Annotated in this window: 8 protein-coding genes; 7 read left to right on the top strand and 1 reads right to left on the bottom strand. The window is 44.2% G+C overall.

Translation table 11 applies throughout. The features are described 5' to 3' along the window. The first annotated feature begins 128 nt into the window (after nucleotides 1-128). The 3 genes from R50345_RS30210 (at nucleotide 129) to R50345_RS09165 (ending at nucleotide 9422) form a co-directional block, all read left to right on the top strand. The gene (locus R50345_RS30210) at nucleotides 129-7754 is read left to right on the top strand and encodes an Ig-like domain-containing protein (RefSeq protein ID WP_052414533.1); all 7626 of its coding nucleotides are present in this window, start codon (nucleotides 129-131) and stop codon (nucleotides 7752-7754) included. A 178-nt stretch (nucleotides 7755-7932) separates the two neighbouring features. Then, a complete protein-coding gene (locus R50345_RS09160) occupies nucleotides 7933-8424 on the top strand; it encodes an RNA polymerase sigma factor (protein ID WP_042125916.1) in 492 nt (163 codons plus the stop codon). After that, nucleotides 8421-9422, top strand: coding sequence for an anti-sigma factor (locus R50345_RS09165; RefSeq protein WP_042125918.1), 1002 nt, complete (start codon nucleotides 8421-8423; stop codon nucleotides 9420-9422). Before R50345_RS09160 ends, R50345_RS09165 begins: the two co-directional genes overlap by 4 nt. A gap of 76 nt (nucleotides 9423-9498) precedes the next feature. Here R50345_RS09165 and R50345_RS09170 read toward each other — a convergent pair whose 3' ends face one another. Next, entirely contained in the window at nucleotides 9499-9843 is a 345-nt protein-coding gene (locus R50345_RS09170) for a winged helix-turn-helix transcriptional regulator (RefSeq protein ID WP_042125921.1), read from the bottom strand. A 174-nt stretch (nucleotides 9844-10017) separates the two neighbouring features. Between R50345_RS09170 and R50345_RS09175 the strand changes: the two genes are divergently transcribed. From R50345_RS09175 to R50345_RS09190, 4 genes are all read left to right on the top strand, one after another. Then, the gene (locus tag R50345_RS09175; protein WP_042125923.1) at nucleotides 10018-10950 is read left to right on the top strand and encodes an aldo/keto reductase family protein; all 933 of its coding nucleotides are present in this window, start codon (nucleotides 10018-10020) and stop codon (nucleotides 10948-10950) included. Between the two features lie 30 nt (nucleotides 10951-10980). After that, complete coding sequence (locus tag R50345_RS09180; protein ID WP_042125925.1) at nucleotides 10981-11829, top strand: NAD-dependent epimerase/dehydratase family protein; 849 nt, start codon at nucleotides 10981-10983, stop codon at nucleotides 11827-11829. A 106-nt stretch (nucleotides 11830-11935) separates the two neighbouring features. Continuing rightward, on the top strand, nucleotides 11936-12958 hold the full coding sequence (locus R50345_RS09185) for an SDR family oxidoreductase (RefSeq protein ID WP_042125927.1): 1023 nt from the start codon (nucleotides 11936-11938) through the stop codon (nucleotides 12956-12958). Between the two features lie 153 nt (nucleotides 12959-13111). Next, on the top strand, nucleotides 13112-13771 hold the full coding sequence (locus R50345_RS09190) for a class I SAM-dependent methyltransferase (protein ID WP_042125929.1): 660 nt from the start codon (nucleotides 13112-13114) through the stop codon (nucleotides 13769-13771). The last annotated feature ends 27 nt before the right edge of the window (nucleotides 13772-13798 follow it).

Raw genomic sequence — 13798 nt, forward strand, 5'->3', positions numbered from 1 at the left:
GTAATAAAATACATAGGAAAGAAGTTGAGAGTGTGCTTCGATTAGTCAGGTCCAAGAAAGCTATAAGCATTCTATTATTTGTATTACTGGTCAACATATGCTCGTCACTATTTATTAGAGGGGGAGAGTTGGCTTATGCAGACACTGCTGATAAGGATACGACTTCGGTATTTCAAAAGGCGTATGTTACAAGTTTTTCGAGTGGTGTAGTGGATGTAGTAGATTTAACGAATTTAGCGGTGGAAAAGGCGAAGATCAAGGTGGGAAATGAGCCGAATAGCGCCGCCATTAATCCGAATAAGACCCAGGTCTTTGTAACTAACAGAGCGGATGGGACTGTTTCTGTTATAGATCCATCCACTGACACTGTGATTTCAACCATTGCAGTGGGCTCGTGGCCTCATGGCGTTGCATTTAATTCAGATGGCAGTAAAGCTTATGTGGCTAATTACTCCAGTAACTCCCTTTCGGTGATCGATACAGCTACTTTGAGCGTGATAAATTCGATATCTGTAAATTCTAACCCAGTCGCAATGGTCGTGATTGGAGAAAAGCTGTACTTATCCTACGATTCTGACAATGAAGTTTCTTTAATTGATATTAATAGTGATACTGTGATTTCTGGAATTTCATTAGCAAGTTCATCCTATGGCCTGTCAGTAAATTCCGAGGGTTCAAAGATCTACGTAGCAGGTAAAGGGAACAATACCATGGCTGTGATCGATACAGTAACGAATAAAGTGGAGGCTACCATTCCTGTTGGTGAAGCTCCTCACGCAACAGAAGTCAGTCCGGATGGGAGTAAGGTTTATGTAGCTAATGCTTTTAGTAATTCGGTTTCTGTTGTCAATGCAATAACGAATCAGGTGGAAGCTACAATTCCTGTTGGTTTTAATCCTTATGTAATTGGTCTCTCCAAAGATGGGAGTCAAGCATTTACGGTTAATTATGGTGCTTCAACTATGAGTGTAATAGACACAACAAAAAATACAGTAATACAAACTATAAATCTCAGCTCAGGACCTTTTATGGTAGGTACCTTCATGGTTCCTGTTGCTGTAGCTGTTAATACAGACCCTGGGAATAGTGGTGGTCCAGAGGATACAGAAGCGCCGATAGTTTCCACATATTCTCCTGAAAAAAACGAGCAGAATGTGAAGGTCAACTCAGACCTTACGTTGACCTTTAATGAAGGTGTAAAGGCCGTTGCGGGTAAAAATATATCGATTTGGAAACCACAAGTTACTTCTAACGCCAGTGGTTCCGAATATCCGGAGGTGCTTGCAAACTCAACCAAAATAGAGACGATCGCCGCTGATGATGCAAGTAAAGTGACGATTTCGAACAATGTAGTAAAGATTAACCCAGCTGCTGACCTAGATTATAAAACGAATTATTTCGTAAAGATCGACCCGGGTGCGTTTAAGGATTCAGCAGGAAATATCTATGAGGGATTGTATGGGGAGATAGAGATTCTTGATGGCCAAGTTCATGTGCCGGTTGGCTTCACGGGTGCTGAGATATGGGATTTCAAAACTGGCGCCAGTAGTGATACCACTGCACCTTTAGCAACAGAGTTCTCTCCTGCGAAGAAAGAATCGAATGTAGCAACAGATGCTAATTTGACTCTAACTTTTAGTGAAAATGTACATGCGGGCAGGGGGAAATTTATAAGGATTATGGTACCGGGAACAATGTTCTCGGATGGATCATCTAACAATTATACAGAGGCTGTCGAGTTCGAAAAGATTTCCACGAGTGATACTACAAAAGTGACGATTTCAGGCAATAAAGTTACGATCAATCCAGCAAAAAACATGGCAAACAATAAATATTATTATGTGACCATGGATAGTGGAGCTTTCCAAGATACCTTCAATAATGATTATGGTGGGATGGTCACTTCGGTACAGTATATTAATAATGTACTAATGGAGATTGGCACAGCTCCGTGGTATTTCAAAACCGGAGCTCCAGCGGATACACTCGCGCCAACGGTAGTGGGATTGACTCCTGCGAATGATGCTAAGGATGTTCCGGTGAATACCAACCTCGTATTGGCGTTCAGCGAAAATGTCAAGGTGACTGGTAAAACGATCAAGATTCTTAACAAGACAGATGATAGTGTTATAGAGACGATAACAGCAAGTGATCCTACGAAAGTTACCGTATCTGGAGACAAAATAACGGTTAAGCCTGCTACCGATTTCGCGTATGGTACTGGGTACTACGTGCAGATTGAAGCTGGAGCCGTTCAAGATCTCGCAGGTAATAGCTATGCGGGTATCACTGACAAGACGAAATGGAACTTCACAACAGTGGCGCCAGATGAAACTGCTCCAACAGTAACCTCTCTGGCACCTGCTATTAATGCAACAAAAGTACCTCTGAACACGGAACTCACTGTCACATTCAGCGAGAAAGTCAAGGCAGTAGCGGGGGAAGATAAATATATTAGGATCATGTCACCGGGTAGTGCTTCGTATTCTGAGAATTATTATGAATCTCAACCTCCTGAAGAGGTAGAATTGATTGCTATTGATGATACTAATAAAGTAACAATCACAGGGAACGTATTAACGATTAAACAGACCAAATTGGATTATGGTCGAGAATACTATGTAACCATTGATCAAGGTGCTTTGGTAGATTTAGCAGGAAACAGCTATGAAGGCCTATATGGTTTTGTGGAATATAGATATTTCTCAGGGTCACCTGCGGTAGGTAAGGAAGTAGCAGAAAATACATGGGTCTTTGAAATGGTAGCCAAACCGGACACCACACTACCAACTGTAACGACACTATCGCCTGCTGATGAGGCAACAAATGTTGGGGTGGACTCCAGTTTGAAGCTTACATTTAGTAAAGATGTACAAGGAGTAGCGGGCAAAAATGTAGTACTCAAAAAAGAGCTAGATAACAGCGTGATTTATACATTCGATATGGGCGATATAACCCGTGTTAGCGTCTCGGGCAAAACAGTGACGATCAATCCTTATTTGATGCTGTCAGATCATGACGGAAAATATATGGACTATAATACGAAATATTATGTACAGGTTGATACCGGAGCAATAAAGGATGCGAAAGGTAACGCTTTTGCAGGAATTACGGATAAGACCACTTGGAACTTCACGACAGGATTAGCTCCAGAAAAGACGGATCTTACAGCTACAGCTTATTCGCCAGTAAAAGGGGCTACGAATGTAGCAGCGGATACAAATTTGAAGCTGACATTCAGCTCAGCTGTTCAAGATGTGTGGGGTAAAAAAATTGAAATTCGCAAGAAATCTGACGATAGTGTTGTGTACAGCTTCGAAACAGGTGCTATGGGCGTCAACTTATCGGGTAACAGCGTAACCTTTAATCCAATGATTGTAACCCCTGGTAACGGTGTGAAAGTGGGTTATTTACAACCAAGTACAGAATATTATGTCCTTGTTGCGGCTGGAGCATTTAAGGATGCTGCGGGTAACAAGTACGCTGGAATTACGGATAAAGCAACTTGGACGTTTACGACTGAACCAGATACGGATGGGGACGGTATTCCAGATAGCTTAGATCCATTCCCAACCGACCCGACGAAGCCAGGTAACGGTGGCGAACTGGATACAGACGGAGATGGTATTCCAGATAGCCTAGATCCAGATGATGATAACGACGGTCTGACGGATGAGCAGGAAATCGTGCTCGGCACAGATCCGAAGAAGGCAGATACGGATGGCGACGGAATTAACGATAAGGATGATCCATTCCCGACAGATGCAGCGAAACCAGGAACAGTAAATGGTGAGCTGGATACAGATGGCGATGGCATTCCGGACAGTTTAGATCCAGATGATGATAACGATGGTCTGACGGATGAAGAGGAAATTGTGCTTGGAACGAATCCGAAGCATCCTGATACAGATCATGATGGAATCAACGATAAAGACGATCCGTTCCCATTGGATACGACGAAGCCAGGTAACGGTGGCGAACTGGATACAGACGGAGATGGTATTCCAGATAGCCTAGATCCAGATGATGATAACGATGGTCTGACGGATGAGCAGGAAATCGTGCTCGGCACAGATCCGAAGAAGGCAGATACGGACGGAGACGGAATCAACGATAAGGATGATCCATTCCCAACGGATGCTGCGAAGCCAGGAACAGTAAATGGTGAGTTAGATACAGACGGAGACGGAATTCCAGACAGTCTAGATCCAGATGATGATAACGATGGTCTGACGGATGAAGAGGAAATCGTGCTTGGAACGAATCCGAAGCATCCCGATAGCGATCATGATGGAATCAACGATAAAGACGATCCGTTCCCATTGGATGCGACAAAGCCGGGTAACGGAGGCGGCGAACTGGACACAGACGGCGATGGTATTCCAGATAGCCTAGATCCAGATGATGATAACGACGGTCTGACGGATGAGCAGGAAATCGTGCTCGGCACAGATCCGAAGAAGGCAGATACGGATGGCGACGGAATTAACGATAAGGATGATCCATTCCCGACAGATGCAGCGAAACCAGGAACAGTAAATGGTGAGCTGGATACAGATGGCGATGGCATTCCGGACAGTTTAGATCCAGATGATGATAACGATGGTCTGACGGATGAAGAGGAAATCGTGCTTGGAACGAATCCGAAGCATCCAGATACAGATCATGATGGAATCAACGATAAAGACGATCCGTTCCCATTGGATGCGACAAAGCCGGGTAACGGAGGCGGCGAACTGGACACAGACGGCGATGGTATTCCAGATAGCCTAGATCCAGATGATGATAACGATGGTCTGACGGATGAGCAGGAAATCGTGCTCGGCACAGATCCGAAGAAGGCAGATACGGACGGAGACGGAATCAACGATAAGGATGATCCATTCCCAACGGATGCCGCGAAGCCAGGAACAGTAAATGGTGAGTTAGATACGGACGGAGACGGAATTCCAGACAGTCTAGATCCAGATGATGATAACGATGGTCTGACGGATGAACAAGAAATCGTGCTTGGAACGAATCCGAAGCATCCTGATAGCGATCATGATGGAATCAACGATAAAGATGATCCGTTCCCATTGGATGCGACAAAGCCGGGTAACGGAGGCGGCGAACTGGACACAGACGGCGATGGTATTCCAGATAGCCTAGATCCAGATGATGATAACGATGGTCTGACGGATGAGCAGGAAATCGTGCTCGGCACAGATCCGAAGAAGGCAGATACGGACGGAGACGGAATCAACGATAAGGATGATCCATTCCCAACGGATGCTGCGAAGCCAGGAACAGTAAATGGTGAGTTAGATACGGATGGAGACGTAATTCCAGATAGCCTAGATCCAGATGATGATAACGATGGTCTGACGGATGAACAAGAAATCGTGCTTGGAACGAATCCAAAGCATCCTGATAGCGATCATGATGGAATCAACGATAAAGACGATCCGTTCCCAACGGATGCAGCGAAACCAGGAACAGTAAATGGTGAGCTGGATACAGACGGAGACGGAATTCCAGACAGTCTAGATCCAGATGATGATAACGATGGTCTGACGGATGAAGAGGAAATCGTGCTTGGAACGAATCCGAAGCATCCCGATAGCGATCACGATGGAATCAACGATAAAGATGATCCGTTCCCATTAGATGCCACGAAGCCATCCTTAAGTCACCTAATAAATGATTATAATAAGTTGGATATTATCTATGGTGCAGGGGATCATGCGAAGCATGTGACCAAAACGATATATTTGACTGAAAAAGGTGCTTCGGGAAATACATCAATCACTTGGGCATCAAGTAAACCTGATGTGGTTAGTACAACGGGTAAGGTAGTTCAGCCTGGACCTGATGAGGGTGATATCGAGGTCACTTTAACCGCAACAATTCTTGACAAAGAGACTGGCGAGAAGCGTACTAAGGTATTTATTATGACTGTTGTCAGAATGTCAGATGAGGATGCTGTTAGAGATGCTGCTAAAGCATTAGGGGTAGATAAGGCTTTTAAATTCTCGGATGGAGATACTTGGGAGTCAGTTACAAATGAATTCTTGTTGCTTGGTACAGGAAAACATGGAACGAAGATTACATGGACCTCGACCAATATCGATGTTCTTAAGCTATCCAGCAAAGATGGTGAGGAACAGGGTACCGTGAACAGACCTGAAGTGGGTGATAAGAATGTAATAGTTACCGCTACGATCTCTAAGGGTACCGCCAAAATCACTAAGAGTTTCCTTCTGGTAGTTACTAACAAGAACATAGTGAAGGAAAAAGAAAATACACGCCAAGAGAGCGGAAGAACGGCTGATGTAAAGGCAAACGCAAATGACATGATTCACACGGAGAGTCTGAACATTCTCAGAACAACGCTCAGCAATCAGGTTAAGATTGATACTGTTATCGTTGATCCGTCAAAAGTAGAAAGTCTGACGAATTCTTTTAATCCTCAGGATGGAGATATTAACAACCGTACGCTAACTGTTGAGATTAAGCAGCAAGCAGATGATAAGGCAGATGAGATTGCCGTAGAGATTCCGGCTGCAGCTGTTTCGGCACTGGCTGACAGAAATGCGGGTATGAATATCTTTACCGATGAAGGTTCTGTAAAGTTGAGTCAGGAAGCTTTAAAAGACGCTGCAGTTAAGGGTACAGATCTTTATTTCAGAATTGTACCGGTTAAGAATGCACAAGAGGATAGTGAGGCTAAAAAAGCAGCGAATACTGACCCTAAGGTTACGTTAGCAGCTGCTGGGAATCAGATAAACTTACTGGGTCTGCCAAGAAAGATCGAAACAAACTTTGGTGGTTTTAACACGAAGGTTGTTCTCCCATTAAGTGGAATTACTATTCCAACTGAGAATAGACAAGCTTTCCTAGACGCTTTGAAGGTGTTCATTGAACATACGGATGGTACGACAGAGCTGGTATCAGGAACTATACAATATGAGAACGGCGTAGCAACAGGGATCCAATTTGAGATTTCGAAGTTCAGTCGTTTTCAAATCGTGAGTTTCTCTCCTCAGTCGAATCATGAGAATATTCCGGGAGGAACGAACACGCCTGGTGGCACTACAATCAGTAATCCTACTAACAATAGTGGCACGGATAAGGAACAGCCTAACAATCCAAATGTAGTTCATGAATCACATAAAGGATATATTTTAGGCTATGCGGATGGCAGCTTCAACCCGGAACGAATGATTACCCGTGCGGAAATGGCAACGATTTTGGCAAGGCTATGGGGTAAGAATGAAGCACAGGCTACCTCAGCTTATAAAGATGTAAATACAACTTATTGGGCTTTGCAGTCTATTAGTGTAGTTACAGCACAAGGGTTAATGAAGGGGTATGAAGATGGCAGCTTTAAGCCGAATCAGCTAATTACTCGTGCAGAAATGGCTATCATTGTAGAGCGCTTGCTGGATAAGGCTCAAAGTGGGACCAGCAGCTTTAAAGACATTAGTAGTGGGCATTGGGCAAAAAATGCGATTGATGCGGCCAAAGCAGCTGGGATCATTAACGGATATTTGGATGGAACATTCCGTCCGAATCAGACATTAACTCGTGCAGAAGCTGTTGTGATTATTAACAGACTTTTGGGCAGAGGCCCATTGCTTGGAGCACAGCAGAAGTGGAAAGACGTCAGTGATAAACACTGGGCGTACGGACACATTCAGGAAGCTAGTATGAACCATTCCTTTGAGAAACAGCAAATGGGTGGAGAGCAATACATTCCTGAGGTAAAATAAATGAATCTTTTTTAAGTGAAGAAATATTTTTTACAAGAGAATCCCCTTACGCTATACGGTATCTATATACTGTTAGCGGTAAGGGGATTTTTTACGAAGCTTTTCTTTTATAAGTTTTTTCTCCTACCAGCTAACTTTCCGAGAACTTCACCGTTATACATACGAAGGGAGGTGCAGGATGAAGCCCGGGCAGCTACATCAGATACTTCAACCCAAAATGCTAGAAATCCAAAAATACTTGATTCGTCTCGGGGCACCTGCAGCCGACGCGGAAGATATCGTACAGGATACGGTGTATAAGGCTCTATTGTATATCGACTCTATTGATGAGAACAAATTCAGTGCATGGCTATATAAAGTAGCGATCAATCGCTACTATGATCTGTGCCGCCGCAGCAAACGTATAATCATTCCTATTGACTATGTCGATGTGCCGGATACGGAACTTCCGGAGGATCATTTGTTGCTAAAAGAAAAACGGGAAGACATTGACCGCGTGCTTGCAGAACTGCAACCGCTCCATAAACAACTCATTATTATGAAGTATGAACTGGAGTTGTCCTATCAGGAGATAGCAGAGCTCCTCGGAATCACGACAGATACAGTCAAGTCGGCATTGTTTCGTGCCCGCAAGCAATTCCAAAAAAAGTATAGAGGTGAAGCGGAATGACAGCACCATGGGAACAAAAGGATGATCAAAACCTTTCAAAAATAATTAAGAAAGCAAAACGAAAAACAATGATTCGTAATACGGTCATTTCTTTGGTCGTGACTGTTATAGTATTGTTCGGCGGCATGCTGGGTATCTCTCAACTGACTAGCTGGTTAGCGATGCGCGGGCTGGATGAGGAGAGGATCATGATGGAAATTAGCAGTCCTAATCTTCATGAGCTGAGAACTGACCTGGATCTAGGATTTTTATCGGGCAAAGTTGAACTTAGTACGTACAAGGTTGTTGAAGGTGTACCTGTCGTGTGGGATACTAAAAAGCTGGATTTTAGTATGAGCAGCCGCTTTTCTCTGCTTAATAGGGGATATTCTAGTATAAATGTTCCTGACCCAGTAATGACAAGCCAAAATTACGAATACTACCGAGGATATAACAGTCAGAATGGACAGCGGGAGATGATGTTCTATGTGCCAGGAGTAAACTATAACGGAAAGGTGCTGAACGACCTGCCTGCACTCGAACAAATGGATCCCGGTAAGCTGGTAGAGATGGCAGTTTCATTTGATAAAAGCTATACGCAGGCTGAAGTTGAAAAAATGCTGCCAACAGAACTGACGCAGACTTGGTATTGGGTAGATACGTATGACAATAAGAAGAAGCTTGAGTTTATTACGAATGACAGTAGCCCGGATAAGTATGCCTTACCGGAATCAGCGAGACAAGTATACGGTTACGGTGTCAAATGGGAAGGGTTATTTAAACCAAAACCAGAGGATTTTTTACAATCACTAGCATATGGGCTTCAGAAAGAGGGCAAGTATTACGGAGAATTTGAGCGAATCTCGAACTATTTGAAAAAGGATAAAGCGGCACCGGATGCCAGTGACGTACAGCTATTGGGAGTTGTTGTTACAGGAACTGCTAAGGAGCTGCAAAGCCTTAGAGGAAAACCGTATGTAAATACGGCAGTACTCGGCGCAGTTGTGGATAAATACTAGATCGTATAGTAAAAAAGAAGCCCCGGGAACAATGATCCCAGGGCTATTTTGATCATATCACAACCTACCATTTATGCTACGTCCATTTGGCCGACCATAGCTTCATTTCCTTCAAAATTTGATGTAAATCCTCACCTTTTGGAGTTAAAGAATATTCCACTGTTACCGGCACGGTAGGAAAAACATGGCGTTCTAGTACACCGTGTTCCTCTAAATGGCGAAGAGTACTAGTCAACGCGCGGGGGCTAACATTAGTGATTTTTCGCTGAAGCGCTCCAAAGCGTTGGGTGCCGTCGAATAACTCTCTTAATACGAGAAAAGCCCATTTTCCGCCCAACACTTCAAGGGTTTTTTCTACATTACATTCAATAGTAAGTGGGGTTTTAGGGATATAATTATTGGTAGATTTAGCTGTTGTCAAGGAATCTCCTCCTGTTTGGGTGCTACTATACTCTTGTATAGTAACTACTCTAGGGATCATATAGTAAACTAAATTTCACTTCTTCCTATTATATACAAACTATTCTAGAATGAATATGTTCGTTAGGCAACCTGCCGAAATCATAACACGGAACTATGGAAAGGAGCAGTTATTATGAAATATCGTAGACTAGGTGGCACAGGCCTAAAAGTTAGCGAGATTAGTTTGGGAAGCTGGCTGACATATGGAGGATACGTAGAAAGAGATAATGCTGTCAAAGCCATTGAAACCGCTTACGACCTAGGCGTGAATTTTTTTGATACGGCTAATGTTTACGAAAAGGGTGCTGCTGAGAAAGTGCTAGGCGAGACCTTGCGGAACTATCCGAGAGAATCCTATGTACTCGCCACTAAAGTATTTGGAGAAATGGGGACGGGGCCAAACGATCGTGGTTTATCCCGTAAACATATTACTGAGCAGTGTCACGCAAGTTTAAAGCGTCTCGGCGTAGAATACGTGGATATAATGTATTGCCACCGGTTTGATACTGAAACTCCAATTGAAGAGACCTTACGTGCGCTGGATGATCTGGTTCGTCAAGGCAAGGTATATTATGTCGGTGTAAGTGAGTGGACAGCGGCGCAAATGACGGATGCGTTAGCTGTAGCAGACCGCTATTTGCTGGATCATATCGTGGTTAACCAACCGATTTATAATATGTTCGAACGTTATATTGAAAAAGAAATCATTCCCCTCGGCGAGCGCCGCGGCATTGGACAGGTCGTATTTTCTCCATTGGCTCAAGGGCTGCTAACAGGAAAGTATAACGCGGATATCCCTGAAGATAGCCGTGCGGCTAAGCTGGATCGGTTGAAGAAGGCGATTACGGAAGAGAAGATTGAAAAGGTTCGCCAACTAAGCGGGGTAGCTGCGGAGCTGAATATTTCTGTGGGAAATCTGGCTTTGGCTTGGATTTTGCGTCAGCCTAATGTAGCAAGTGCGCTAGTGGGTGCAAGTCGCCCGGAGCAGGTCGAAGAGAATGCTAAGGCTTCGGGAATAGAGCTTTCTGAAGATATTCTGAAGAAAATTGAAGAGATTCTTAACTAGAGATAGTTTCATAAAAAAGGAGATATGATCATGGCGAAAGTAGTTGTTACTGGCGGAAGCGGGATGCTCGGCAGATGGGTCGTCCGACATTTTGTAGAACAAGGGTATGAGGTTGTGAATGTGGATACGCAAAAATCTACAGATTCCTTGTGCCAAACGATCATTGCTGATTTGAATAACTTAGGTGAAGTGTATGGCGTACTTGCAGGCGCTGATGCAGTTGTACATCTGGCTGCAATCCCAGCCGCAAATATAAAGACGAGTGAAGTCACCTTTCAAAATAATGTAGGTTCCACCTATAACATTCTGGAGGCTGCTGCTGGACTGGGCATTCGCAAAGCTGTTATTGCTTCCAGTGAATCCTCATATGGCATCTGTTTTGCGGTTAACCCATTGGGTCCGCAGTATGTGCCTATGGATGAGGAACATCCACAATTACCTGAGGATAGTTACGGTCTATCTAAAGTTGTGAATGAAAAGACAGCAGAGATGTTCCAGCGCAGAACGGGTATACAAGTCGTTTCCCTAAGAATCGGAAATGTCATTGACCCATCGACGTATGAACGTTTCCCTTCCTTCATTCATGATCCTGCGCAGCGCGATCGGATTCTGTGGAGCTATATTGATACACGGGATGTAGCGACAGCTTGCCAATTGGCGATTGAAACGGACGGATTGGGCGCAGTTGCTCTTAATATATGCGCAGATGAGACCAGCATGGCTGTTCCTAGCAGAGAGTTAATGGCTGCACGTTATCCAGAGGTGACGGATTTCCGCCAGCCGCTGGAAGGCCATGAGTCGTTACTCAGCAATGCGAAGGCGAAGAAGCTGTTGAATTGGCAGCCAAAGCACTTATGGCGTGATTACGTTAACGAATAAATAACGATTTCGCCTGAATTCAATCTTTTGATGTCGAGTACGCTTCTTGTGATCCTTCGTGATCAAAAGCGGACTTTTTGAACATCCTCTATAAGGAGCGTGTGAAATGAAGGTATTATTTATCGGAGGTACGGGACTGATTAGCCAGGCTGTATCCCCGCTCGCCGTAGAACAAGGAATAGAGCTGTATTTGTTCAACAGAGGACAAAGAGGCGAATTCGTTCCGGATGGGGCGAAGGTGATTCAAGGTGACATTCGTAATCCGGCGGAGGCTGCCGAAGTATTGCGAGATTATGAATTTGACGTAGTGGTAGACTGGATTGCTTTTACACCGGAACATGTGCAGACAGATATTAACCTGTTTACAGGTAAAACGAAGCAGTATATTTTTATCAGCTCGGCCTCGGCTTATCAGAAGCCACAGCGTAATTATATAATCACAGAAGAGACACTCCTGGAGAATCCTTATTGGGAATACTCGAGAAATAAAATTGCTTGCGAGCAGCTATTGATGGAAGCACACAAGAACAGCGGATTCCCGGTTACGATTGTTCGTCCTTCCCATACTTACGGAAATACAGCCATCCCTGCGGCACTCACGAGCGGACAGCATCCTTGGTCCTTGATTGATCGTATCCGTCGTGGCTTGCCTTTAGTCATCCATGGAGATGGAACATCTTTGTGGACACTGACGCATAACTCAGATTTTGCCAAAGGGTTCGTCGGATTGCTTGGGCATCCGGAAGCGATTGGGGAGGCCATTCATATTACTTCTGATGAGGTGTTGAACTGGAATCAGATCTATGCGGCCATTGGGCAAGCGGCAGGTGTGGAGCCGAAAGTGGTTCATATCTCTACAGACTTTATCACAGCCTTCTCCCCTCCAGGGACGGCGGATGGCTTGATCGGCGATCAAGCGGTCAGCAGTGTTTTTGACAATCGTAAAATCAAACGTCTCGTGCCTGACTTCCAGGCTGCCGTTCCTTTCTCTGAAGGGATAAAGCAGTCAATTGCTTGGTTCGAGGCTCATCCTGATCAATGCACAGTCGATGCGGAATGGTCTGCTTTACTAGATCATTTGATCGAGAAACATGGAGTTGAGGCCAAGCCTCTATCCTTTTACTCATAAGATTTGTACGGTTAATATTTAAAGACGGTCTGTTCCTAAGGGAGCAGTCGTTTTTTTTTGGTTTGTCTCGCTCAATGTAAGGTTATGGAATGAATCAGCAAATCATGAATATACTCTCACTACCTTAAATTCCGTTAAAAAGGAGTCCTGGCCATGCCAACACATCCCTTTGTCTCGCGTTTTTTTGTAAACTCAGATGCAAGCCGTGAGAAGTTAATTTATGATTTGCCAGAATCCTGGTGGAGCCGTCCCTTTGAATATGAGTGGTGTATTAACTTCATTTCTCCTCATGGGGTTGTGCTGGATGCAGCCTGCGGAATTCCTCATCCCTTGAAATTTTATTTAGCCGGGGTTTGTGCAGAAGTCTATGCTTGCGATATGGACAGCAGGGTGATTTACCGGGAGGACATCTTAGATACGATTACAAATGAGATCGGGGAAAAAGCGGCGAAGCAGGTTATAGCGAGAAGAACAAACAACTTGCATCTTGCTCAGGCCAATCTTGCAGATCTGCCTTATGAGGATGAGAGCTTTGATACTATTTTTTGTATCTCGGTCCTGGAGCATTTGACCTTAGAGGATACGGTGGGTACTTTACGGGAGTTTCACCGAACGTTGAACGAAGAAGGGCTATTGGTATTAACGTTTGATTACCCAACGGTAAACTTAAATCTAATGAATGATCTGCTGCTGCAAGCTGGATTTCAGTATTGGGGGGAGACCGACTTTGAGTTGCCTGCGGATGCTGTATATACAGATTTGTGGGGTGGGTTAAATTGCTTCCGAGCTGTTTTGAAAAAAACAAAGGGATAACAGGTCTTCTTACCCTTAAATTAGTAA

It is taken from the genome of Paenibacillus sp. FSL R5-0345, assembly GCF_000758585.1.
Classification (GTDB): domain Bacteria; phylum Bacillota; class Bacilli; order Paenibacillales; family Paenibacillaceae; genus Paenibacillus_AQ.